The sequence below is a fragment of the Mycetocola sp. Y719 genome, assembly GCF_056713205.1.
The window spans coordinates 286,643-309,723 of sequence record NZ_JBWYGY010000002.1 but is presented as its reverse complement, the minus strand read 5'-3'; the positions used below and the strand labels follow the sequence as shown (position 1 = coordinate 309,723).

27 protein-coding genes are annotated in these 23,081 nt (G+C 67.2%); 12 read left to right on the top strand and 15 right to left on the bottom strand.

Annotated elements, in window-relative coordinates:
- Window positions 1-9: 9 nt before the first annotated feature.
- Window positions 10-1,281 (top strand): glycosyltransferase 87 family protein, encoded by a 1,272-nt coding sequence (locus tag AC1M0F_RS07875; RefSeq protein ID WP_480237671.1) that lies wholly within the window; start codon window positions 10-12, stop codon window positions 1,279-1,281.
- On the opposite strand, the gene AC1M0F_RS07870 is transcribed toward AC1M0F_RS07875, so the two are convergent.
- The 7 genes from AC1M0F_RS07870 to AC1M0F_RS07840 form a co-directional block, all read right to left on the bottom strand.
- Entirely contained in the window at window positions 1,221-1,526 is a 306-nt protein-coding gene (locus AC1M0F_RS07870) for a thiamine-binding protein (RefSeq protein ID WP_480237670.1), read from the bottom strand. The genes AC1M0F_RS07875 and AC1M0F_RS07870 overlap by 61 nt on opposite strands.
- Before the next feature lie 27 nt (window positions 1,527-1,553).
- Window positions 1,554-2,201, bottom strand: a complete 648-nt coding sequence (locus tag AC1M0F_RS07865) for a LuxR C-terminal-related transcriptional regulator (RefSeq protein WP_480237669.1) — start codon at window positions 2,199-2,201, stop codon at window positions 1,554-1,556.
- 26 nt (window positions 2,202-2,227) lie between these two features.
- Complete coding sequence (locus tag AC1M0F_RS07860; protein ID WP_480237668.1) at window positions 2,228-3,403, bottom strand: hypothetical protein; 1,176 nt, start codon at window positions 3,401-3,403, stop codon at window positions 2,228-2,230.
- Window positions 3,400-4,596: a sensor histidine kinase gene (locus AC1M0F_RS07855; RefSeq protein ID WP_480237667.1), complete on the bottom strand. Its 1,197-nt coding sequence runs from the start codon at window positions 4,594-4,596 to the stop codon at window positions 3,400-3,402. The genes AC1M0F_RS07860 and AC1M0F_RS07855 overlap by 4 nt, the downstream gene beginning before the upstream one ends.
- Before the next feature lie 74 nt (window positions 4,597-4,670).
- Window positions 4,671-5,903 (bottom strand): homoserine O-acetyltransferase MetX, encoded by a 1,233-nt coding sequence (metX, locus tag AC1M0F_RS07850; protein ID WP_480237666.1) that lies wholly within the window; start codon window positions 5,901-5,903, stop codon window positions 4,671-4,673.
- A gap of 91 nt (window positions 5,904-5,994) precedes the next feature.
- On the bottom strand, window positions 5,995-6,900 hold the full coding sequence (locus tag AC1M0F_RS07845; RefSeq protein ID WP_480237665.1) for an oxygenase MpaB family protein: 906 nt from the start codon (window positions 6,898-6,900) through the stop codon (window positions 5,995-5,997).
- A gap of 80 nt (window positions 6,901-6,980) precedes the next feature.
- On the bottom strand, window positions 6,981-8,306 hold the full coding sequence (locus tag AC1M0F_RS07840; RefSeq protein WP_480237664.1) for a bifunctional o-acetylhomoserine/o-acetylserine sulfhydrylase: 1,326 nt from the start codon (window positions 8,304-8,306) through the stop codon (window positions 6,981-6,983).
- 128 nt (window positions 8,307-8,434) lie between these two features.
- On the opposite strand from AC1M0F_RS07840, the gene AC1M0F_RS07835 reads away from it, so the two are divergent.
- Together AC1M0F_RS07835 and AC1M0F_RS07830 are read left to right on the top strand one after the other, a co-directional pair.
- Window positions 8,435-9,202, top strand: coding sequence for an SDR family NAD(P)-dependent oxidoreductase (locus tag AC1M0F_RS07835; protein WP_480237663.1), 768 nt, complete (start codon window positions 8,435-8,437; stop codon window positions 9,200-9,202).
- Between the two features lie 2 nt (window positions 9,203-9,204).
- The gene (locus tag AC1M0F_RS07830; RefSeq protein ID WP_480237662.1) at window positions 9,205-9,930 is read left to right on the top strand and encodes an aminoglycoside phosphotransferase family protein; all 726 of its coding nucleotides are present in this window, start codon (window positions 9,205-9,207) and stop codon (window positions 9,928-9,930) included.
- A gap of 7 nt (window positions 9,931-9,937) precedes the next feature.
- On the opposite strand, the gene AC1M0F_RS07825 is transcribed toward AC1M0F_RS07830, so the two are convergent.
- Together AC1M0F_RS07825 and AC1M0F_RS07820 are read right to left on the bottom strand one after the other, a co-directional pair.
- Window positions 9,938-11,224, bottom strand: a complete 1,287-nt coding sequence (locus AC1M0F_RS07825) for a GNAT family N-acetyltransferase (protein WP_480237661.1) — start codon at window positions 11,222-11,224, stop codon at window positions 9,938-9,940.
- On the bottom strand, window positions 11,221-12,426 hold the full coding sequence (locus AC1M0F_RS07820) for a benzoate/H(+) symporter BenE family transporter (protein ID WP_480237660.1): 1,206 nt from the start codon (window positions 12,424-12,426) through the stop codon (window positions 11,221-11,223). Before AC1M0F_RS07820 ends, AC1M0F_RS07825 begins: the two co-directional genes overlap by 4 nt.
- An 83-nt stretch (window positions 12,427-12,509) precedes the next feature.
- Here AC1M0F_RS07820 and AC1M0F_RS07815 point away from each other — a divergent pair, with 83 nt between their 5' ends.
- From AC1M0F_RS07815 to AC1M0F_RS07795, 5 genes are read left to right on the top strand one after another with little or no spacing between them, the layout of a single operon-like run.
- Complete coding sequence (locus tag AC1M0F_RS07815; protein ID WP_480237659.1) at window positions 12,510-13,019, top strand: phosphoribosyltransferase; 510 nt, start codon at window positions 12,510-12,512, stop codon at window positions 13,017-13,019.
- Between the two features lie 9 nt (window positions 13,020-13,028).
- Complete coding sequence (locus AC1M0F_RS07810; protein WP_480237658.1) at window positions 13,029-13,754, top strand: Type 1 glutamine amidotransferase-like domain-containing protein; 726 nt, start codon at window positions 13,029-13,031, stop codon at window positions 13,752-13,754.
- Window positions 13,751-14,461 (top strand): uracil-DNA glycosylase, encoded by a 711-nt coding sequence (locus tag AC1M0F_RS07805; RefSeq protein WP_480237657.1) that lies wholly within the window; start codon window positions 13,751-13,753, stop codon window positions 14,459-14,461. Before AC1M0F_RS07810 ends, AC1M0F_RS07805 begins: the two co-directional genes overlap by 4 nt.
- Before the next feature lie 35 nt (window positions 14,462-14,496).
- The gene (locus AC1M0F_RS07800) at window positions 14,497-15,075 is read left to right on the top strand and encodes an N-acetyltransferase family protein (RefSeq protein WP_480237656.1); all 579 of its coding nucleotides are present in this window, start codon (window positions 14,497-14,499) and stop codon (window positions 15,073-15,075) included.
- 32 nt (window positions 15,076-15,107) lie between these two features.
- Window positions 15,108-15,476: a hypothetical protein gene (locus AC1M0F_RS07795; protein WP_480237655.1), complete on the top strand. Its 369-nt coding sequence runs from the start codon at window positions 15,108-15,110 to the stop codon at window positions 15,474-15,476.
- 66 nt (window positions 15,477-15,542) lie between these two features.
- Here the strand turns inward: AC1M0F_RS07795 and AC1M0F_RS07790 are convergent, their stop codons facing one another.
- Genes AC1M0F_RS07790 through AC1M0F_RS07780 form a run of 3 tightly spaced genes read right to left on the bottom strand, consistent with a single transcriptional unit; the run spans window position 15,543 to window position 17,592 of the window.
- Window positions 15,543-16,328, bottom strand: a complete 786-nt coding sequence (locus AC1M0F_RS07790; RefSeq protein WP_480237654.1) for a hypothetical protein — start codon at window positions 16,326-16,328, stop codon at window positions 15,543-15,545.
- Complete coding sequence (locus tag AC1M0F_RS07785; protein WP_480237653.1) at window positions 16,325-17,233, bottom strand: ABC transporter ATP-binding protein; 909 nt, start codon at window positions 17,231-17,233, stop codon at window positions 16,325-16,327. Before AC1M0F_RS07785 ends, AC1M0F_RS07790 begins: the two co-directional genes overlap by 4 nt.
- On the bottom strand, window positions 17,230-17,592 hold the full coding sequence (locus AC1M0F_RS07780; protein WP_480237652.1) for a GntR family transcriptional regulator: 363 nt from the start codon (window positions 17,590-17,592) through the stop codon (window positions 17,230-17,232). The genes AC1M0F_RS07785 and AC1M0F_RS07780 overlap by 4 nt, the downstream gene beginning before the upstream one ends.
- A gap of 105 nt (window positions 17,593-17,697) precedes the next feature.
- Here AC1M0F_RS07780 and AC1M0F_RS07775 point away from each other — a divergent pair, with 105 nt between their 5' ends.
- The 3 genes from AC1M0F_RS07775 (at window position 17,698) to AC1M0F_RS07765 (ending at window position 20,173) form a co-directional block, all read left to right on the top strand.
- Window positions 17,698-19,131, top strand: a complete 1,434-nt coding sequence (locus tag AC1M0F_RS07775) for an amidase (RefSeq protein ID WP_480237651.1) — start codon at window positions 17,698-17,700, stop codon at window positions 19,129-19,131.
- 34 nt (window positions 19,132-19,165) lie between these two features.
- The gene (locus AC1M0F_RS07770; RefSeq protein WP_480237650.1) at window positions 19,166-19,627 is read left to right on the top strand and encodes a carboxymuconolactone decarboxylase family protein; all 462 of its coding nucleotides are present in this window, start codon (window positions 19,166-19,168) and stop codon (window positions 19,625-19,627) included.
- 72 nt (window positions 19,628-19,699) lie between these two features.
- Complete coding sequence (locus tag AC1M0F_RS07765) at window positions 19,700-20,173, top strand: SIP domain-containing protein (protein WP_480237649.1); 474 nt, start codon at window positions 19,700-19,702, stop codon at window positions 20,171-20,173.
- A 25-nt stretch (window positions 20,174-20,198) separates the two neighbouring features.
- Here AC1M0F_RS07765 and AC1M0F_RS07760 read toward each other — a convergent pair whose 3' ends face one another.
- Window positions 20,199-20,771, bottom strand: a complete 573-nt coding sequence (locus tag AC1M0F_RS07760; RefSeq protein WP_480237648.1) for a uridine kinase family protein — start codon at window positions 20,769-20,771, stop codon at window positions 20,199-20,201.
- 31 nt (window positions 20,772-20,802) lie between these two features.
- Between AC1M0F_RS07760 and AC1M0F_RS07755 the strand changes: the two genes are divergently transcribed.
- On the top strand, window positions 20,803-21,630 hold the full coding sequence (locus tag AC1M0F_RS07755) for an aldo/keto reductase (protein ID WP_480237647.1): 828 nt from the start codon (window positions 20,803-20,805) through the stop codon (window positions 21,628-21,630).
- Window positions 21,631-21,637: 7 nt separating this feature from the next.
- Here the strand turns inward: AC1M0F_RS07755 and AC1M0F_RS07750 are convergent, their stop codons facing one another.
- Window positions 21,638-22,675 carry an LLM class flavin-dependent oxidoreductase gene (locus tag AC1M0F_RS07750; protein ID WP_480237646.1) on the bottom strand — a complete coding sequence of 346 codons (1,038 nt, stop codon included), beginning with the start codon at window positions 22,673-22,675 and terminating at the stop codon, window positions 21,638-21,640.
- A 33-nt stretch (window positions 22,676-22,708) separates the two neighbouring features.
- Complete coding sequence (locus AC1M0F_RS07745) at window positions 22,709-23,080, bottom strand: Fe-S oxidoreductase (RefSeq protein ID WP_480237645.1); 372 nt, start codon at window positions 23,078-23,080, stop codon at window positions 22,709-22,711.
- Window position 23,081 lies beyond the last annotated feature (1 nt).

Below are 23,081 nucleotides of genomic sequence, written 5' to 3'. Positions count from 1 at the left end.
ATGAGTGCGGTGAGCAGGCGAATCGGCATCTGGGCGGCGTTCGTCGTCGTGCACGCCGTTCTCGCGTGGATCTGCCTCGGCCTCCCCGGCACCGGAATCGGCGACTACGCCATCGGTCTGCCGCTCGGCGACGTCACCCTGGTCTACCGGCCGTGGATCGAGCAGGCGCTCTCCGGCGGCCCGATCGTCGGCATCACCGAGTCATGGGTGTACCCCGCGCTAGCGATCGTGCCGATGCTCGCGGCAATGGGCCTCGGCCCGGATCTCTACGGCCAGCTCTGGCTGGCGCTCGTCACCGTCTTCAACGCTGCGGCGTTCGCCCTGCTGCTCGGCTCAGGGGCCTCACGCCGCCGGGAGCTCGCGGCCTGGTGGTGGCTCGCGTTCACCGCCCTGCTCGGGCCGATCGCGCTGGCGAGGATCGACTCGATCACCGTGCCGATCGCGGTCGTGGCCCTGCTCCTCGTCGCACGCCACCCGACGGTCGGCGGGGTTTTGCTCGCTGTCGCCACCTGGATGAAGGTGTGGCCGGCCGCCCTCATCGGGGCACTGCTCGTCAGCTCACGACAGCGGATCGCGATCCTGCTGGCCGGGGCGGTGACGAGCGCGATCATCGCGGCCGCCGTGTTCGTGCTCGGTGGAGGGCAACACCTGTTCGGGTTCGTCACCGAACAGACCGGTCGCGGGCTGCAGATCGAGGCGCCGGTGTCGACGCCGTATCTCTGGCTCGCCTCTGCCGCCAGCCCCGGCAGCTTCGTGTACTACGACCAGCGGATCCTCACCTTCCAGGTCAGCGGCCCTGGCGTGGGTACGGCGATCGCACTGATGACGCCACTCCTCGCGCTTGCCGTCGCCGGGACCGTCCTCGCCGGCATCCTCGCGACGCGGAGGGGAGCATCGTTGGTCCGGCTGTTCCCGTCGCTCGCCCTTGCCCTGGTTCTCGTGCTGATCGTCTTCAACAAGGTGGGGTCACCGCAGTTCCAGGTCTGGCTGATCGCACCGGTGATCATCGGGATCGTCCACAGGGGCAGGCGCTTCGCCTGGCCGGCCGGGCTCGCCCTCGCCCTGGCGGCGCTGACCCAGATGTTCTACCCCTACCTGTACGGGGCGCTCCTGACGGCCGCGCCCGCCATGGTGTTCGTGCTCACGCTGCGGAACGTCGGGTTGCTCGTCCTGCTCGGCTGGGCGCTCGCCGACGTGTGGCGGGCGGGCACCAGAGCGGCTCAGTCGTCGCCGAGTGCCGCTTCTAGCCGGTCGACCTTGGCGGTCAGTTCTCCGGAGTAGCCGGGGCGGATGTCCGCTTTGAGGACGAGCGACACCCGTGACCCGTACTGGCCGACCGCGTCGGTCGCGCGCCGGATGACGTCGAACACCTCGTCCCAGTCGCCCTCGATAGTCGTGAACATGGCGTCGGTGTGGTTGGGCAGGCCGGAATCTCTGACGATGCGGACAGCGGCGGCGACGGCGTCATGCACCGATGCGTCGGCGCGGCCGGTACCTGAGGGGGCGACGGAGAAGGAGACGAGCATGTGCCCATCCTCCCACTCGCTGCGCTGTCAGTCGAGGATGATGCCGTCGAGGATGGCGCGCTTGCGGAGCGCGACCTTGGTGCCGACGTCGAACCCGGAGGCGCGGTACTTCTCGCGGATGCGCTTGAGGTAGCTCTTCGCGGTCTCTTCGGAGATGCCGAGCTCGTAAGCGACGCTCTTCACAGGTTCACCGGCGGCGTACAGCGCCATCACACGGCGCTCCTGTGCGCTGAGCTTCGGCGAGCCGGTCGTTGTGGCGTTGAGCGCGATGTCGAGTTCGTGCGAGATGAATGACTCACCGGCGAATGCGGAACGAATGGCCTCGACGATCATCGTCGGGTCCTCGGTCTTGACGAGGTAGCCGAGGGCGCCGGATGCGAGAGCCTCACGCACGACGGCGGGATCCGAGTATGTGCTCATGAGCACGGTCTTCACCCCGGTGGTCTTGAGGATGGAGAGCTTCAGGGACACCGGGATGTTGTCCTTGAGGTCGAGGTCGAGCAGCACCACGTCGACCGGGAACTCGGAATGCGTGAGCAGTTCCGGCCAGGTCGGCACGGCAGCGACCATGCGGATGTCGGTGGCGGCGCCACGAATCCATTCCGTCAGTGCTCCGAGGAGCATCTTATGATCGTCGACGATGGCGAGACGAATTGGACTGTCAGCGCTGCTCATGTGGTTCCCCTCTATGCGCCCGTGGTCTAGTGATCGATCGGACTGTCGACCGTGCACTCGATGACGACCATCAGGGCGCTCGGCGTCGTGGTATCAACATACCGCCCTGCGCGGCTCAAATGCTGCCAAGTGGCAGGTTCGACGTCGACGCGCCGCATGCCTTTGGCTTCGATCTGGATCGGGAAGCGCAGGCGCGGCTTGCCGCCGACGGTCGTGGCCACGGACGGCCCGAGCGTCACGATGGCGCGTCTTGCCGTGCGCTGCTCGCCGTACATCAGCAGCCAGAGGGCAGACAGCAGGCCGTCGCGCTGGCGCTGGTCGAGCAGCGCGGCGAGTGCCTGTTCATCGCGGAGCTCGACCGATACCGAGAGGAAATCCGACTCGGCGATTGCGTGGTGCAGCCAGGTGTAGTTCCGGCCGGCGATGAGGTGCCGGCGAAGCACGGTGGAGAGTTCGCCTGCGCGTTCGGCGCGGTCCGGGCCGAGCGGAAGCGGTTCACGGCCGGATGCGATGTCATCGAAGAGCTGCTCCACCTCGAGGTCGACGCTTGCGAGTTCCTCGGACTCGAGCATGCTCACTCCGAACGCCGGAGCCATGACCGTCGACTGGATGAGCACCCGGTCCAGCGCCATGAGGACCATCCGGCGATAGGAGCTGACGATGATGCAGGCGATCAGCGGAGGCATGATCGCGAGCGCCGTCAGCAGGAGCTCCGTCCCGCCGTTCAGCGGGTCGGTGTTCTGCCCGGTGATGAAGGTGGCGGCGATGGCGAGTCCGAGGGCGCCGGCCGCGAGCGCGACATCCCAGACCGAACGGAGCGTCACGATTCCGAGCAGGGCGCCGCCCGCCCCGATCGCCGCTGTGGGGTACAGCCCTGCCTCGCTCTGTCCCCACACCGCGACGAGATCGAGCGTCACCACGATCGCGAGGCAGAGGATGAGCAGGGCGAAGGAGAGGTCGCCGAGGAGGTAACCGTTGGCGCGCACGGTGACGACGATGACCACGGATGCCGTGAGCAGCAGGATCCACGCGCCCGCGTTGAGCATCGGCGCCTGGTATTCGGTCAGGTGCTGGCTGTACCGCCACAGCGAATTGAGCATGATGACGCCGCCGGCGATGGCGAGCGATGTTCCCAGCTGGCTCGTCCCCAGCGTGGCGCGTGCGGATGCGGTGCGGTCCGGCCTGTCCCTGACGTCGGTCATTTCGGCATCTCCAGTACGACGGTCGTTCCGGCACTCGGTGCGCTGAAGACGCGCACACTTCCACCCGAGTCGCGGACCCTGGCGACGACGGAGTCGGCGAAGCCCAGTTTTCCGTGGGGGACGGTTGCCGGGTCGAAGCCGCTCCCGGCATCCGTCACCACACCTCGGACGATCTCGCCGTCGTCGCTCAGGGTGACGTGGGCCTCGCTCACTCCCGAGTGCCTGCGCACGTTCTCCAGGCACTCCGAAAGGGCGAGGATGAACGCTTCGAGTTTCTTCCCCGGCAGGCCGATCTGGCCCGAGCCGTGCCAGTCGATGTCGAGCCCCATCGATCCGAAACGCCCCTTGAGCGCCTCGAGGGTCCCGCCGAGCGCGAGTTCGGCGGTGTTCGTGAGCGTGTATTCCCCTGAGGAGCGGGGCTGGGGCGTCTCGCCGAGGCGCAGACGTTTGAGCAGGAGACCGTCGGACTCGGCCTGCGAGCGGAGCGCGGCGGCGGGAACGCCGACACCGGAGTGGGCGAGCAGGGTGAGGGTGGCGAGGACCGTGTCGTGCAGCAGTCGTGCGTCCCTGTGGCGTTGCGCCTCGGTCTCGCTCGCACGCCGCTCGACGTTGTGTGCACGGCCGATGCTCGAGATCCGGCGCATCACCCGCGGGAAGCTGGACCGCAGCCACGTGCCGAAGAGCGTCGAGACCACCCAGCCGCAGAGGACGAAGAGGAGCAGTGTGCTCGTGCGCGGGTTGTTCCCGATGCTGAGGAGGAGCAGGTAACCCATCGTGGCGACGAAGGCGAGGATGAGGCAGAGGAACTGGCCCCATGACGACACGAGGATGGTGGCCATCGAGCCGATTCCCCACGCGCCGATCGCGGCGATGGCCGATCCGGTCGCGACGTTGAGCTGACCTCCGGCAGGCATGTAGATGGCCGCGATGAGACAGAGACCGATCGAGAACGCGAGGATCATCCAGAGCGGGTGCGGTCGGTGGGTCATCAGCAGCTGGGTCACGGCGAGGGCGGCGAGCAACGCGAGGCAGAGGACCGTGTTCGGCAGGGGCATGGCTCCCGGTATCGACACGCAGATCGCGGCGACGATCGTCCCCGTCAGGGCGAACAGGCGCGTGGTGCGGTACAGCAGACGCGCCAACTGCCACGAGAAGCGGTCACGCTCCTCCGGGCTCAGTCGGGACGGGCTCACGACACCGCCCACCGGGCGGCGCGCGCATCGTTGTCGCTGCCGGTCATGTCGAGCAGTCTATGGCGATCGGCCGCTCAGGAGAGGGAAGCGGCTCGCCGGTCGGCTGTGTCCAGCAGGCGCCGCAGGTGGCTGCTGACGGCGTCAGCCTCGATGAGGAAGCCGTCGTGTCCGTAGTCCGACGTGATGACCGCCGGCTGGGTCCCGTCGATGTTGTGACGGATGCCGCTGGCGATCGTCTCCTGTCCTTCAAGGGGGAACAGCCGGTCGGAGTCGATTCCCAGGACGAGGGTGGTCGCCGTGACCCGGTCAAGCGCGGCGTCGATCCCGCCCCGGCCCCTGCCGATGTCGTGCGAGTTCATGGCCTCGACGAGGGTGATGTAGCTGTTCGCGTCGAACCGCCTCGTGAACTTGTTGCCGTGGAAGTCGATGTACGACTCGACCGCGTAACGCCCCCCGTCCCCCTGCGGGCTGAGCGCCGACTGCCATGTCCTGCCGAACCGGGCGTTGAGTTCGGACGGGCTGCGATAGTTCAGCAGCGCCATCCGTCGGGCGAGGGCGAGTCCGCGGTGGGGACCGTCGCCGTCCTGCGCGTCGTAGTAGTGCCCGCCCGCGAAGAGCGGATCCATCCGGATCGCCTCGATCTGCACCGAGTTCAGTGCGATCTGGTCGGCCGTTGTGTGGGGAGGTGCGGCGAGCACGGCCAGTCGTGACACCCGGTCCGGGAAGCCGACGGCCCACTCGAGCGCGTGCATGCCCCCCACAGAACCGCCGACGACAGCGGCCCAGCGGTCGATGCCGAGCAGGTCGGAGAGGAGCACCTGTGCGGCGACCTGGTCCCGGATGGTCGTGTACGGGAACCGGGACGCCCATTCGGAGCCGTCTGGGGCGAACGAGGCGGGGCCGGTCGAACCCTGGCAGCCGCCGAGCATGTTCGGGGTGACCACGAACCATTCGTTCGTGTCGATGGCGAGGCCGGGCCCGACGATGGCGCCCCACCAGCCCCCTGTGGCATGTCCGTTGCCTGGCTCCCCGATGACATGGCTGTCGCCGGTGAGTGCGTGGGTGATGAGGACGGCGTTGTCTCGCTCAGGGTTGAGCGTGCCGTGAGTCTCGTAGGCGATCCGCACGTGCGGCAGGCTGCCGCCGCTCTCGAAGTCGAAGGAGCCGAGGTCGGCGAACAGCCGGGAGCCGGCGGGGTCACCGTCGCGCCAGGCCCCTGTCGCCGGTGGCTTCCCCAGCAGGTGCCGTGCGAGTTCTTCGGTGATGAAGCTCGACGGGACCGTGTCTTCGGGTGTCTGCCAGTCCATGCATCCATTCTGTCTGCTGGATCACGCGTCGTGGCCTGTGTTACAAGGTGGCGACGAAAGAAGGGTGGCTGACAGGCTGTCGTCACACGGCTCAGCGCGGGGGAGCGGTCGAACGCAACCGGGCGATCCGTCTGCGCGCGGCGTCCTCGGAGGTCGACGACCCGCCGAGGACGCGGCGAACGGCGCCCAGGACAAGGCCTGTCGCCCCGACCACGGGGAGCCGGGAACGGCGGAGTCCGAGCAGATCCCTGTACTCAGGGGGAATCGATGCGACGGCGCCGGCGAACATGATCCGGTAGGCAGGCATCATGGAGCGGCGAAGAGGCGGGTTCCGAATGAACCGGACTGCCTCGGCGACCCGTTCGTCGTGCTGCAGGATGCCGGCATCCCGGTACGCCGCCAGCGCGGCTGTGAGTTCGATCGCCGACCGTGGCGGGTCAGGGACACCGACGAGTTCGCCCGCCCGCGCCCACTCGTCGACGTACGCGTCCGCGCCGCCCGGGATCGGACCGCCCCAGAGGGTGTGGCAGGCCAGGAAGGAGTCGGTGAAGACGATGTGCACCCAGCTGAGCAGGTCCGGGTCGCCGGCCGAGTATGGGTGCACCGTTCCCGTCGTGTCCGTGTAGGTGCCGGAGACCCTGCCGTGGAAGCTGCCGACCCTGGCGGACTCCCGCTCGGCCGTCGCCGTGTCGGCGAACGTGACGGTGATGAGCCATTGGATGGTGCCGGAGAGCCGGCCGAGCGGGTCTTCCCTGTACCTCGACCAGTCGTGCACCCCTGCCATCGCCCCGGGGTGCAGGGTCTGGAGGAGCAGGGCGCGAATGCCGGCGACCATGGTGGCCAGTCCGCCGTGGACCGCCCACGACGCTGAGCCCGGACCGAAGAATCCCTCGTCGGAGCCGTGCTCGATGGCGTCGACCCAGCGCGGTTTGCCGTCGCTCGAGCCGGACAGGGTGGTGAGCAGGTGCGAACGCCAGGTGTCGGTGATCCTGCTCATGCACGAATCGTAACCCGCCGACTGTGCAGATGCCTGTGGCGGCCCACGAATGGGCCGCCACAGGGTGCCGTCTCAGAGCGCTAGCCGCGGGCGGCGACGACCACGGCGCGAGCGGCCGCGAGTCCCTGCTCGAGGTCTGCCTTGAGGTCTGCCACGTTCTCGAGGCCGACCGAGAGGCGCACCAGACCGGGCGTGACGCCGGTGGTCAGCTGCTGCTCAGGGGTGAGCTGCGAGTGCGTCGTCGACGCAGGGTGGATGACGAGCGAGCGCACGTCGCCGATGTTCGCCAGGTGGGAGAACAGCGAGAGGGTGTCGACGAGCTCGCGGCCGGCATCGACGCCGCCCTTGAGCTCGAACGACAGCACGGCGCCGACGCCCTTGGGCGCGTATTTGTTGGCTGCCGCGTACCACGGGCTCGACGGAAGTCCTGAGTAGTTCACGCTGGCGATGTCCGGGTGGTTGTCGAGCCACTCAGCGATCTCCTGCGCGTTCTGCACATGACGTTCGATCCGCAGCGACAGGGTCTCGATGCCCTGGATGAGTTGCCAGGCGCTCGCAGGGGCGATCGCAGAGCCGAGGTCGCGAAGCAGCTGCACGCGGGCCTTGATGATGTAGGCGAGGCTGTCGCCGACCGCTGTGGTGTAGCTGGCGCCGTGGTAGGACGGGTCTGGCTCGGTCAGCCCGGGGAACTTCTCGACGTTCTTCGACCATTCGAAGGTACCGCCGTCGACGATGACGCCGCCGATGACTGTTCCGTGACCGCCGAGGAACTTCGTGGCGGAGTGGACGATAATGTCCGCACCGTGCTCGAAGGGGCGGATGAGGTACGGCGTGGCGATCGTGTTGTCGACGATGAGCGGGATGCCGGCCTCGTGCGCGATCCCGGAGACGAGGGAGATGTCGAGGATGTTGATCCGCGGGTTGCCGATGGTCTCGGCGAAGAAGGCCTTGGTGTTCGGGCGGATGGCGCGGTGCCACTCGTCCGAGTCGTCCTGGTCTTCGACGAAGGTGGTTTCGATGCCGAGCTTGGCGAGGGTGTACTTGAAGAGGTTGTACGTGCCGCCGTAGATCGAGGACGACGAGACGATATGGTCACCGGCCTGGGCGATGTTGAGGATCGCGATGGTGGATGCCGCCTGGCCCGAGGCGAGGAGGAGGGCGCCTGTGCCCCCTTCGAGCGCCGCGACGCGCTCTTCGACGACGGCCTGTGTCGGGTTCTGGATGCGGGTGTAGATGTTGCCGAACTCCGCCAGGGCGAAGAGGTTCTTGGCGTGGTCCGCGCTGTCGAAGACGTAGCTCGTCGTCTGGTAGATCGGTGTGGCACGGGCCTTCGTGGTCGGGTCGGGAGCCGCACCCGAGTGGATCTGTTTGGTTTCGAACTGCCAGGTGGAGTTGGAATCGGCCATGATAGCCCCCTCGTTTCGGGTCGGGTCAAGAGATTGCGGAAGATCGTTGCCCTCACGCTATGGCGGTTCAGTCGACATCTCAATGCGTCCGGAAATATGACGTAACGCACGCGCAATAGGCTTGTGGCATGAGTGCACAGCGCGTGGTCGTGACCGGGGCGAGTTCGGGGATCGGTGCCGCCACGGTGCGGCTGTTCCGGTCGAGGGGATGGGACGTCGTCGGGGTCGCCCGCAGGGCTGACCGTCTCGAGGCGCTCGCAGCAGAGACCGGCGCCGAGGTGGTCGTCGCCGACCTGACCGTGCAGGCGGATGTGGACAGGCTGCGCGACGTGGTCGCGGCATCAGGAGGGGCGAACGCGCTCGTCAGCAACGCCGGAGGTGCATTCGGCATGGACTCGGTCGAAGCCAGTGACACCGACGACTGGGCCAGGATGTATGACATCAACGTGCTCGGGACGAAGCGTGTGATTTCGGCCCTGCTCCCGATCCTTCGCCAGGCGGATGCCGCGTCGATCGTCGGCATCACGTCGATCGCCGGGTCGGTGGCGTACGAGGGCGGCGGCGGGTACAACGCCGCGAAGTTCGCGCAGCGGGCCCTCCTGCAGGTGCTCAGGCTCGAACTCGCCGGCGAACCGATCCGCGTCATCGAGGTGGCACCGGGGATGGTGCGCACGGACGAGTTCTCCCTCGTCCGGTTCGGCGGGGACCAGGCCAGGGCGGACGCCGTCTACGACAACGTCCCTGACCCGCTCAGCGCTGACGACATCGCCGAAGCCATCGTGCACGCGGTCGAGCTTCCCTCCCACGTGAACATCGACTCGATCACCGTGAAGCCGGTCGCGCAGGCGGCACCTCACAAGGTGATCCGCGGCGACCTGAGGATGAAGAGCGACTGATCATGGACGGGTTCCTCCCTGGCGGAAACATGAACGCGGTGCAGCGTGTGGGGAACACCGTGCGCAGGACGGCCGGGCCGTGGACCCCGACCGTGCACCGCTACCTCGGCTATCTCGCCAGGAACGGCGTGGACTGGGCTCCGACGCCGCTCGGCATCGAGGGAGACGTCGAGATCCTCAGTTTCGTCGAGGGGAACGTTCCCCTGTATCCGCTGCCTCATTTCGTCTGGGATGACGCCGTGCTCGTCGACGGAGCGCACAAGCTGCGTCAGCTGCACGACGCGTCGATCGGGTTCGCCGTCGACGGGGCGATCTGGCAGTCGCCGACGAAGATCCCGTCCGAGGTCATCTGTCATAACGATTTCGCGCCGCACAACCTCGCCTTCAATGACGAAGGGGCGATCACGGGCGCGATCGACTTCGACATGTGCTCGCCGGGGCCCAGGCTGTGGGACATCGCCTACTTCGCCACACGCGCCTGCCCGCTGACGGCTGACATCCCTGACGGCGCCCCTGGGCAGAACCAGATGCGCAGGCGGATCGAGATCGTCCTCGACGCGTACGGCTCACACGATTCATGGCGCGACGTCGTCCGGGTCGCGGTGACACGACTCCACGACCTCGCTGAGATGTCGGTCGAGAAGGCCGACGAGCTGTTCAAACCGCACCTGAGGGCTGAGGCCGTCGCCTACGAGCGGGACGCCGGTCACCTCGCAGCCCTGCTCTGACCCGGGCTCAGAACGGAGTGATTCCGTACACCGGCTGGTCCGGCGCCAGCAGGGTGCGCATGGTCGCGACGGCTCCCTCCGTGTGCTCACGCAATTGCCCGGCAGCTGCCAGGACGAGCGGGTCTGCGCCGCCGAGGTAGAGCGAGCCGAGGACCCATGCGTCGAGTTCCAGATCCGGGCGTGCCGCATCGTCGCGGATGACGCGCGCTGTGGCATCCGACACGGTGAGCCGGAACACGCCTGCCGCGTAGCCGAGTTCGTCTGTCACGCGCAGGACGACGTCGCCGTCAGACGAGTACGGCCTCGCCTCGAGGGCGCGGGGTACGTCGAGGATCCGCATCCAGAGCCAGTCGTCGACGCTGCCGACGGTGATCCGCCGTGGATCGTCGAGCGCCCAGGCGAGAGGGTCGTCGATGCGTCCCATGTTCCAGGTCACCGTGTCGACGAGGTCGATCGAGGCGAGGTAGTGCCACAGCCCGACGGCCGCATTGTCGTCGGCGGCGACGAAGTCGACCACCTTCACCGCGCGCTTCTCAGACTCCCAGCCGGTGAAGCGGTACGAGACATAGCCGTCGATCTCGCCGTCGCCGTCATAGTGCAGAGCGGCACGGATGCTGCGGTCTTCCTGACCGTCCGAATCGAACTTCCCGGTGATGTGATGCCAGATGCCGACGTGGCGGTCGACCGAGCCGGTCTGCCGAGCGTGGAACCGCGCGAAGACCTGCGGACCGATCGCCTCGAGCTCGCGGGCATCGATCCAGTCGCAGGTGCCGCTCGGTACCGTGAGCAGGCGGAATCCGGCGTCTGTGGACACCGTGATCGATCGGTGCCACACGGCCGGCCCGAAACCGAAACGGCGATAGATGCTGGCCTCAGACGCCGTGAGCGCCGCGATGGCGTATCCGTTCGCGCTCGCCGTGGCCAGATCGTCCGTCATCATCCGGCGCAGCAGTCCTCGCCTGCGGTGGGTCGGCCGGACGGTCACGGATGAGATGAGGTGGGCTGGGAGCATCGTCCCGCCCCCGACGTTGATCGTCTTCTCGAACGACGCGAATGTGGCGACGGGGTATTCGGCCGGGAGCGAGGCGTCCCTGCGGTGCTTCGCGTATGCGCCGGTCAGGGTCTGACTATCGGTGACGAGGCCCTCTGACACCCGGGACAGTGACTCGTCGGTGTATTTCTTCGCGTGGAAGCCCTGGGCGTCTGCCTGGAGCCACCCGCGGGTCTCAGCGTTGACCTCACGGCCGGATGCGTCGAACGTGCGGAATTCGTAGGAATCGTCGATTGTGGTCACGCGTGAACCTTACGCCGGAGGACGAGCAGAATCACAGCACCGACCAGCAGCCCCCAGAAGGCGCTGCCGACGCCGAGGACGACGATGCCCGAGGCGACGACGAGGAACGTGGCGACGGCCGCGACCCGGGAATGCGGGTCGTCGAGTGCTCCTGTCAGGGAGGCGATGAGGGCGCCGAGGACGGCGAGCCCGGCGACGGCCGTGATGATGATCGGAGGGGATGCCGCGACGAGCGCGGTGGCTACGCCGGCGCCGAGGCCCAGCACGAGGTAGGCGACGCCCGCCGTGAACGAGGCGATCCAGCGCTTCGCCTTGTCGGGGTGCGCCTCCGGACTGGCCATGAGGGCCGCTGTGATCGCGGCGAGGTTGATGACGTGGCCGCCGAACAGTGCGCCGACCCCTGACGCGGCGCCCGAGCCGACGAGCGCGGTCCTGGTCGGCACGGTGTAGCCGAAGGTCGACATGACGACGACGCCTGGCACGTTCTGCCCGGCCATGGTCACCACGAAGAGCGGGACGCCGAGGCTGAGGATGACTGCGGGTTCGAAGACCGGGGCGACGAAAACCAGCTGAGGGGCGAGCGTCGCCGTCGCCATCCAGTCCGTCCCTGCGCTGATCGCGATCGCGACGACGGCGACCGCCATGGCGCCTGGCACGGCCCAGCGAGGAGCAAACCGGTACAGCACGAGCCAGGTGATCACGATCGGAAGCGCGAGGAGGGGAAGTTCGATCGACGCCTGGATCGGGGCCAGGCAGATGGGGAAGAGGATACCGGCGAGCATCGCGGATGCCAGCGGCTTCGGGATGCGCGTCATCGCGTTCGCGAGTGGCGGCCAGAGCCCGCACAACACGATGAGCAGCGCGCAGACGACGAAGGCGCCCACGGCGGCGGCGAAACTCGTCGTGCCGGAGCCGGCGGCGAGCAGCAGTGCGGCGCCAGGGGTCGACCAGGCGAAGGAGAGCGGGATGCGCAGCAGCCAGGTCAGGATGACACTGAGGATCCCGACGACGAGGCAGAGGGCGAGGAGCCCGGACGAGGCCTGGGCTTCGGTCGCGCCGACCGCCTGGAGCCCGGCGATGACGAGAGCGAACGATGTGGCGAACCCGGTGATGGCCGCGACGATCCCGGCGGAGATGGGCTGGATGATGGCGGAGTCCTCTGTGCGGAGCGGTCGCGGGTGACCGGCAGGCCACGACATCATCTTGGCGGCACGCGCGCCCCGGTGCCAATTCCGGCCCTCAGGATGGAGCCGGATGGAGCCGGATAGAGCTGTAGCGTGATTCCATGACGATCCCCACACCCACCGAACTCCCCGCATCCTTTCCACCTGAGCGGGAAGTCCTCGGCTGGGAGGAATTCGGCCAGGCCTCCAGGGACATGGCCTCGGAGGTCGTCGCAAGCGGTTTCGCCGTCGATATCGTCGTCGCCGTCGCCCGCGGTGGACTGCTGCTCGCCGGCTCGATCGCCTACGCCCTCGGCACGAAGAACTGCGGAAGCATCAACGTCGAGTTCTACACCGACGTCGACGAGCGTCTGCCGGAACCGGTGCTGCACCCTCCGCTGCTCGATGCGCCGGCGCTGACGGGCAAAAACGTCCTGCTCGTCGACGACGTCTCCGATTCCGGTCGAACTCTCGCCATGGTCGTCGACCTGCTGTCGGAACACGGTGCCACGGTGCGCACGCTCACCCTCTACTCCAAACCACGGACCGTCCTCGTGCCCGACTATGTCTGGCGGGACACGGACAAGTGGATCACCTTCCCGTGGTCGGCGCTCCCGCCGCTCACTGTCTAGGCTCGAACCATGAGCGTGCATCTGGTCGGCGGCGGTTGGTCCGCATCGAACGACGGGGCGGTTTACGCTCCATTCCTGGCCGAAGCGGCTGAACGGGCGGCTGCAGCCGGCTTCGAGGGCCCCCCGCGGATCGCCGTTGTCGTGGTGCGTGACGGCGACGGTGCGGATCACGCGGAAAGGCTCATCGCTGCGGCCGCACCTGGCGGCGCTTTCGAGCCCGTCGTCAGCGCATTCGGTCACGGCGACCCGGCCACGACCGCTGCGCTCGCCGACGTGCACGGGATCCTGATCGGGGGAGGGCTGACCCCCGCATACCTCGAGGCCCTGCGGCCGATCTTCGGTGAGATCAGGCGTCAGGTCGCGGCCGGGGTGCCGTACCTCGGTTTCTCAGCAGGGTCGATGATCGCCGCCGAGCACGCCGTTGTGGGCGGATGGCGGATCGGCGGGGTCGAAGTGAGCCCTGAGGACGGTTCAGAGGATCTCGACGAAGTGACCGTAGAGAACGGGATCGGGCTGATCGACATCTCGGTCGACGTCCATGCCGTGCAGTGGGGCAACCTCTCCCGGCTGATCGCGGCGACGGAAGCCGGCCTCGTCGCCGGCGGGATCGCGATCGACGAGAACACGGCATTCATCGTCGGCGAAGGCGCGCTCCGCGCCGTCGGCACCGGCAATGTCTGGCAGATCCTCCCCACCGAGGCGGGGGTTCGCGTCTCCTCGCTGGCCGGCGGATGACCTCGTCGCTCGACCTGGCCTCGCTGGCGGCATCCGGTCGCATCGATGCAGGCTGGGCCGCGGCACTCGCACCGGTTCAACCCCGGCTCGACGCGATCGCCGGTGAGCTCGCGGCCGAGACGGCGCGAGGCGAGCACGTGCTTCCGGCCGGGGAGAACATCCTCCGCGCCTTCGCGGCTCCGCTCGACGACGTGCGCGTGCTCATCGTGGGGCAGGATCCGTACCCCACCCCAGGCCATCCGATCGGCCTCTCCTTCGCCGCTGACGAGCATGTCCGTCCGTTGCCGCGGAGCCTCGCGAACATCTTCAGGGAGCTCGCCGACGATCTCGGTACTCCTCCGCCGGCTTCCGGTGACCTCAGCGCCTGGACCGGACGAGGCGTGCTGCTTCTCAACCGGGTTCTCACGGTTCGCGCTGGGGAGGCCGGATCGCACCGCGGCATCGGCTGGGAGGCGGTCACCGACCTCGCCATCCGCACCCTCGTCGGGCGTGGCACCCCACTTGTCGCCATCCTCTGGGGGAAGGACGCCCAGTCGCTGGCGCCGCTGCTCGGTGACACCCCGATCGTGGCGAGCGCGCATCCCAGCCCGCTCTCGGCATCCCGCGGATTCTTCGGATCGGCGCCGTTCTCGCGAGCCAACGAGCTTCTCGAGGCGCAGGGCGCAGTACCGGTGGACTGGAGCCTCGAATCGGCTCGCCTCTGGTGAGGATCGCTGACAGCGCGGTCGTCTACGCTTGAGCCGTGCTTGAAGAGGAATACCAGCCCCGTAGACAGTTGCCACCCCACCTGCGGAAGAAACCCGAGCCTGAGGCGCCGTTCCAGTATTCGATCCGCGACGCCGAGCTGGCCGACCTGCCGCACATCCGCGAGATCTACAACTATTACGTCGCCAACAGCGTCGTGACCTTCGATGAAGACAAGATGTCCCTGGCGAAGTGGAAGTCAAAGTTCGCGCACCTGCAGAAGCTCGGCATGCCGTTCATCGTCGCCGAGTCGCCGAACAAGGTGATCCTCGGCTACGCGCTCGTCTCGCCGTGGAAGGAGAAGCGCGCGTACCGTTTCACTGTCGAGAACTCGATCTACCTCGGCCCGGCCTCGACCGGGAAGGGACTCGGGCGGGTCCTGCTCAGCGAGCTGATCGACAGGTCGAAGGCTGCCGGTCTCAAGGAGATCCTCGCGGTGATCAGCGACAAGGGCGCCGAAGCGTCCATCGCCCTCCACGAGTCGTTCGGTTTCACCGAGATCGGGCGGATGGGCCGGGTCGGGTTCAAGTTCGAACGCTGGCTCGGAACGGTTCTGCTGCAGAAATCGCTCAAATAACGGATGCCGGCAGGCTGCGATAGCGTGTCGGCATGCCGAAAACCGCTCCACACGACCGTCCGGCCAGAAACACCGTCCTTCGCTCGTACGCGGGGGAGATCCACGCCGATCCCTCGACTGTCTACGCCGCGATCAAACGGCGGCTGACCCCTCCTGACCCTGATGTGACCGGTTTCACGGCCGATGACGCCGAGCGCCTGCTGATCATTCAAGGCGGCTGGTGGTACCGGGGTGAGTACCGCGTGCTGCCGACACCTGGCGGGGCACGGATCGAGCACGAACTCGTCAACGTTGCCCAGACGGCGCACTGGGCAGGACCGATCACCGGCAGGAAATCCATCGCGCAGTCCGCACACGTCTTCGGCCGGCTGCTGACCGAACTGGCTGCGGAACTCGAGTAGAAAAGGGCCGGGGAGCTTCCGCTCTCCCGGCCCGTCTCTGTCCTGTATTGGTCAGCGTTGCATGGGTCAGCCCCTCGAGGTGGCCCTGCTGAGGATGAAGTACCCGGCGACGGCTGAGATCACCGTCGGGATGAGCATCCACGCGACGACCCCGGATGGGCCCGACGCGACGAACCACTCGCCGACGAGCGGCCAGCTTCCCGTCAGTGTGATCAGGGCGAGCAGGGCGACGACGAGGACGATGCTGATCGCGGCTGCGATGAGCAGGCCGTTCGTGCGCCAGCGCATGAAGATCGTGCCACTCACCGCCCCGATGAAGGAGAAGAACAGCAGGGCAACGGTGAAGATGAAGAAGCGCTGCCAGACCGGTCCGGCCCCGAAGTAGAACGACGTGAACATGTGTCCTCCGACGCCCCAGCCATTCGTCCACTCTTCGAGGTACGAGAGGGTGGTCAGGATGGCCCCGTACGCCGAGGAGAGCACGACGAAGGCCAGCGAGGACCCGAGGTAGAACTCGCGCCGGCTGAGGCTGAGCCCCAGCGCGTATGCGAACGTCGCATTCATCGACTGCACGCCGATGACGAGCATGTAGACGAAGATGAAGAAGGATGCCCCGCTCCACTGGGTACCGTCCATCGCGTCCTGCCGGTCTGAGGCGCCGACGCTGGAGCTGATGATCCACCAGATCGCGAAGTTGACGAGCCAGATGAAGAACAGGATCATCAGCGGGGTCCAGTAGACGGTCCACGGGTTGACGAAGTTGAGCCGTGCGGCGTTCCAGATGCGAGTCATGCGATGGGGGTGTCCTGCCTCGGTCAGGGGAGCCGTTGTCGTGAGAGCTGTCGTGGTCATGAGTGGTTCTCGAATTCCTTCTCGGTGACGTTCGTCCGTCGGACGATCAGTTGCTGGAGCGAGACCGGCGAGAGCTCGAGTCCGGCCTGCGCTGCCGCCTTCCGCTCGTCGGCATTGAGGCGCCCGACCGTGACGGACGAGAGGCCGCCGATGCCGTCACGGTGGAGCACGTCGCGTCCGCTGACGAACGCGTCGACAGCCCCCCGCATCCCGACGACGGTCGTCGCCGAGCCGCGGAGCGATTCGGCGGGCTCGTCGATGATGATCGAGCCCTGGTCGATGACGATCACGTGCTCGAGGAGCTGGGCGACCTCGTCGATCAGGTGCGTGGAGAGGACGACGGTGCGTGGATGCTCCGCGTAATCCTCGAGGAGGCGGTCGTAGAAGAGTTGGCGCGCCACGGCATCCAGCCCGAGGTACGGTTCATCGAAGAATGTCAGCGGAGCCCTGGACGCGAGCCCGACGATCACGCCGACAGCGGAGAGCTGCCCGCGGGAGAGCTTCTTGATCCGGCGATTCACCGGGAGGCGGAACTCCTCGATGAGCTGTTCGGCGAACTCCGCGTCCCAGTTCTCGAAGAACCACGGCGCGCTCGCGAACACATGCCTGGGCTGGAAATCGTCGGGGTAGCGCTGGCTCTCCTTGATGAACGAGATGCGGCTGAGGACGCTGGCGTTCTCAGCGGGCGATTCCCCGAACACCCTGACCGTTCCTGAGGTGGCGAAGTCCTGTCCGGTGAGCACCTGCATGACTGTCGTCTTGCCTGCACCGTTCCGGCCGAGGAGTCCGGTAATCGTGTTCGGCTGGATGTCGAAGCTGGCATCGTTCACCGCGACGACTTTGCCGAAACGCTTGGTGAGACCGTCGACGCTGATCACGGGACTGGGGGCGGATGAGGTGGTCATGCTGTGACGCCTTCCTTTGAGATCATTTCAGTGAGTTGGTCCGGATCGATTCCGAGTTTTGCCGCCTCAGCGATCAGCGGGCGAATGAACTCGTCGCGGAACCGGGTCGTGCGGGCGGAAATGAGTCGGGCGCGGGCGCCCTCGGCGACGAACATGCCGATCCCTCTCTTCTTGTACAGAATTCCGTCGTCGACAAGTCGGTTGACCCCCTTGCCGGCTGTGGCTGGATTGATGCGGTAGAACGCGGCGAACTCGTTGGTCGACGGCACCTGGCTCTCCTCCGCGATCGAGCCCGCGATGATGTCGTTCTCGATCTGTTCGGCGATCTGAAGGAAGATCGGTTTGCCTTCGTCGATCACGGCACCTCCGGGTTATGTGGTTCATTACTTCACTAACTAACCAACATTGTTTCGTTCCGTTTGTCAAGACCCCCACCGAAATCCCGTCGGGCATAGGCTCGACGAGTGACCGAACTGCATGAACTCAGCGCCCTCGACCAGTGGCTCGCCCTTCAGCGCGGGGAGGTCTCACCTGCCGAGCTGACCGCCCACTACCTCGAGAGGATCGAGAGGCTCGACCCGGAGCTGGGTGCCTTCGTCACCGTGACAGCGGACGCCGCCATGCGACGGGCCCAGGATCTGGAGCAGACGGTTCCGCGGACGACCGCGCTGTGGGGACTGGCGATCGGGGACAAGGACCTCACCATGCGGCGCGGCGTCGCGACCGGCTTCGGCTCGCGCGCGTTCGCGGGCACGATTTCACCCCGCTCAGACGAAATCGTCGAGGTGCTCGACGGCGCAGGCGCGATCAGCGTCGGCAAGACCAACACCCCCGAGTTTGGGATGCACGGCTACACCGAGTCCCTCGTCGCGCCGCCCGCAAGGAACCCCTGGGATCTGAACCTCGGCGCAGGCGGGTCGAGCGGGGGAGCGGCCGCGGCTGTCGCTGCCCGACTGCTGCCGTTCGCCCCTGGGAGTGACGGCGGCGGCTCGATCCGGATTCCGGCGGCAGCGTGCGGGCTGGTCGGCATCAAACCCTCCCGTGGCCTCGTGCCTGCCGGTTCAGGCATCGACACGATCGGCGGCCTGGGCGTGAAGGGTCCGATCGCGCGGAGCGTGACGGATGCCGCCCTGCTGCTCGACGCCATGATCGGCAGACGCAACGGCCGCATCGATCATCACTTCGCCCTCCGCGCGCCTGACGAGAACGACGGTGACCTGCTCGGCGCCGCTGTGCGCGGAGAGGGGCGGTTCTCGATCGGAGTGCTCGCGAACTCGCCGTTCGAGGACGGGATGGACATCCGGGTCGCACCGGAGGCATCCGCTGCCGTGAGCATGGCCCTGGCGCACCTCGGAGCCATGGGACACGGGATCGACGACGTCCGTCTCGATCACGACGGCGTCTACCTTGACGCCTTCCGCCGGCTCTGGCGGATCTCGGCGGCGACGATCCCGGTCGACGACGACAGGCTGGACCTGCTCGAGCCGGTAACCAGGCACCTCGTGCGGTCCGGGCGCGAACTCGGCGCCCGCGACGTCGCCGAGACGCTGACGACGCTCACGAACTTCGAGCGGAGCGTCATCGCTCAGTTCGCCAGCTTCGACGCGGTGATCACTCCGACGCTGGGCCAGACGCCGCGGCCGATCGGCTGGTTCGACGCCGAGGACGCCGATCTCAACTTCATCCAGCAATGCCAGTACTCACCGTTCACGTCCTTCGTGAACGTCGCTGGGCTCCCGGCGATCTCCCTGCCTGTGGGCGAGACCGCGGACGGGCTGCCGATGGGAGTGCAGCTGATCGGCCGCCCCGGTGGCGAGTCGACCCTGCTGTCCCTGGGCAGTCAGCTGGAGCGTCGCATCCGCTGGCAGCTGCGGACGCCGCCGATCGCAGCCCGCTGACCCCGGCAGCCGGGCGATGGCCCACAATGGATGCATGACGACTGCCGCCCGCGTGCACCTCTCCAAGACCCGTCCGACCGCATACGCCAAGCTCGCGGCGCTCTCGGCCGAGGTCGGCCAGCTCGCCCGCGAGGCCGGGATCGAGCCGCTGCTCTCGGAGCTGGTGCAGATGCGGGCGTCGCAGATCAACGCCTGTGCGTACTGCCTCCGGGTGCACACGAAGAAAGCCCTGTCGCTCGGCGAGACGGCGGAACGGCTGACCGTTCTTTCGGCCTGGCGGGAGGCCGGGCTGTACTCCGAGAGGGAGCGTGCCGCCCTGGCGCTGACCGAGGCGATCACCCTCGTGTCTGAGGGGCATGTGACAGATGACGTCTACGCGGCGACGCGTGAGGTGTTCGACGAGGTCGAGTTCGCGACGCTGAGCTGGATCATCGTCTCGATCAACGCCTTCAACCGCATCGCAGTGACCAGCAGGTACATCGTCGATCCCGTGTGAGGCTGGGAGCAGACTGGGCAGTCGGCGGTCGTCTGGCGAATTCAGGTAAGGCTTGCCTATACTGGAGGGGAGATGACCGTACAGACCCGCACCGACCACTCCGGTCACAGAGCCAACGAGGCGAACCACAAGCATCGCGTCCAGTTCCTCATCGCCGGTGACGAATCGGCGCTCCCGGAACTCGAAGCCATGCTTGCCACGCTCCCGCTCTGTGCGACCGGACGTGTCTTCGTCGAGGTCGGATCCGAGGATGAGATCGGTGCCCTGCACGTTCCTCCGCGCATGACGGTCACCTGGTTGCCTCGGTCGAGGCGATCAGGCGCCCCTGGCACCGGGCGCACATGCGCGCCGGGCGAAGCCGTCTCCCGCGCCGTCCGTGCCTGGGCCGGCGAGATGCTGTGCGAGAACCCGGAAGAGATCCACGTCTGGCTCGGTGGTCACTACCGCGGCGTCGCCGAGGAACACGATTACCTCACCGGCGGACTCGGGGTGTCTGACGAGGTCATCCAGACCCCACCGGCGTACCGCCTCAGCACCTCGCGCTGACCTTCCTCCCGTGCCCGTGGTTCGGTCAGGGCAGTGCGCGCTCACCTGAGACGATGAGGTCGGCCCGGTCCCGCGTGCCGTCGTCGCGGAAGAATTCGTCTTCCTCGGCCATCCAGGTCTCCCAGAGTGCACGATGGCTCTCACCGTCACGCTCGATTCCGCGGCCGAGTCGCAGACCGGCCGGTGCGTCGACCCAGATCGAATAGGTCAGGCTGTCCGCTGCCGCCCGGCGGCAGGAGGTGACGCCTTCGACGATGACGACGGGTGCCCACTCGAGGGTTCTCCACTCGCCGAGGCTGGTGCCCAACTCGTCGCCCGCCCAGTCCCGTACCTGCCAGTGTGCCGGTCGTCCGGCCAGGAGCGGTTGGAGCACCTGCGCCTCGAACCGGGGCCACCAGCCGGAGAAGTCCGACCAGGACACGAAGTCGTCGATCTGGATGAGCGGTGCGTCGAGGGCCGACGCGACGCGTGCCGCCAGTGTGCTTTTTCCTGAGCCAGATGGGCCGTCGACTCCGACGATGCGGATGCCACGGACCGCTGGCGCGTCGAGGACGTCCTGCGCGATCCGGGCGACGGGATCGGTGACTGCTGCGTCCATGGCGCCAGCCTAACGAGCCGATAATGGAGTCATGGCATCCGAGATCCCAGCGCGCACACTCAACGACGGCCACACCATCCCGCAGCTCGGGCTGGGGGTGTACAAGGTGGCCGATCGCATCGCGGCGGATGTCGTCGCCACCGCCATCGACGCCGGCTACCGTCACATCGACACGGCGACGCTGTACGCCAACGAGAAGGCCGTCGGGGACGGCATCCGTCGTTCGGGGGTCGATCGGAGCGATCTCTTCGTGACGACGAAGGTCTGGAACGCCGACCACGGTTTCGACAGCACGCTCCGGGCATTCGACCACAGCATGGAGCTGCTCGGTCTCGACGTCCTCGACCTCTACCTGATCCACTGGCCGGCGCCGGCGCAGGACCGGTACGTCGACACCTGGCGGGCGCTCGAACGGCTCAGGGCCGATGGCCGCGTGGCGTCGATCGGGGTGAGCAACTTCCACCCGCACCACCTCGAGCGCCTGTTCGCCGAAACAGAGATCGTGCCGGCGGTCAACCAGATCGAGCTCCACCCGTGGCTGCCGCAGCGCGAGGCGAGGGAGTTCCACGACGCGAGAGGCATCGTCACAGAGGCGTGGTCACCGCTGGCGAGGGGCGGGATCCTCGGCAACCCCACACTCGACCTCATCGCCGCGAAGCACGGCGTCAGCGTTGCGCAGGTCGTGATCCGCTGGCACCTGCAGTTGGGCAACGTCGTGATCCCGAAGTCGGCGACGCCGTCGCGCATCGTCGAGAACATCGACGTCTTCGGTTTCGAGCTCGACGAGACCGACATTGCAGGGATCGCCACACTCGAGTCCGGCGAGCGGACCGGCCGCGACCCCGACGACCTCGACTGAGCGTCGGCTAGCCGATAGCGGCGCGTACCTGAGGCATGACATCTGAGGCGAGCAGCTCGATCGAGCGCATCACGAGGGCGTGAGGCAGCCCAGACCAGTCCATCTGCAGGGCATGCCGGTCGTACGCCAGATGTCCGTGAAGGGCGATGATCTTGTCGGCCACCTCGTTCGGGCTGCCCGCGAAGATCGCGCCGCGCCTGGCGGTCTGGCTGTCGTAACCGAGCCGGCTCGGCGCGGTGAACCCACGCTCGGCGGCGATCTTGGTCATCGACGTGCGCCAGTACGGGTAGAACGTGTCCTTCGCCTCCTGGCTCGTGGCGGCGAGAAAGCCGGGACCGGAGACGGCGACCTTGAGGGCGGATGCCTCATGCCCGGCTTTCTCGCCCGCCTCACGGTAGAGCTTCGCGAGCGGCGCGAACTGCTCGGGGTATCCGCCGATGATCGCGTAGTTGATCGGAAGGCCGAGGTACCCGGCACGCATCGACGATTCGGGGTTGCCGCCGGTGGCGATCCAGATGTCGAGCTTCTCCCCGTGGGGGCGGGGGAGGATGAGTGCGTCGTCTAGTGCGGGGCGGAATCGACCATTCCAGCTGACCCGCTCATGGTCGTTGAGTTCGAGCAGAAGCCCGAGCTTCTCCTCGTAGAGCTCGTCGTAGTCGGCGAGGTTCGCCCCGAACAGCGGGAACGACTCGATGAACGAGCCGCGCCCTGCGGCGATCTCCGCGCGGCCTCCGCTCAGCAGGTCGATCGTCGCGAACTGCTGGAAGACACGCACGGGGTCTTCGGTCGACAGCACGGTGACGGCGCTGGAAAGCCGGATGCTCTTCGTCACGGTCGCCGCTGCGGCCAGCACGGTCGCCGGCGAGCTGATCGAGTACTCCGGCCGGTGGTGCTCGCCGATACCGAACCAGTCCAGGCCTGCATCGTCCGCCAGTCGAATCCGCTCGATCGTCTCACGCAGTTGCTGCCCGGGGGAGACAAGCTTCCCCGTCGCGGGGTCAGTGGGGATGTCACCGAAGCTGTAAACGCCTAATTCCATACTCATGAATACAACCGGTGCATCGTTCCTATTCCCTCGCTACCTGCCGCGACCGCCGGGCGACCGGATGTAGCCGCCCTTTTCAAGGCCGGCCTCGATCTCGAACCGGTTCTTCAGCGGGTTCCGCCCGGCGACGAAGTAGAGCAGGGGGAACAGCATGCCGTAGCGCTGCCACTGCCGTTTGTGAATCGCCTCGTGCTCGAGGACGTCATCCGAGACATTCGACCGGGTCAGGTAGCACCCGCCGACGCAGGAACCGCCGCGCCCGAACGTCCAGTTCGGCATCCCGGTGAACACCCAGAGCCCGTTCCGTCGTTCGACCCTCCCCGTCGACCAGATCGACCCCCAGACCAGTCCGACCAGGTTCGCGTAGAGGTAGCCGAGCCTGCTCAGCGGAGAGTCGACGAGCATC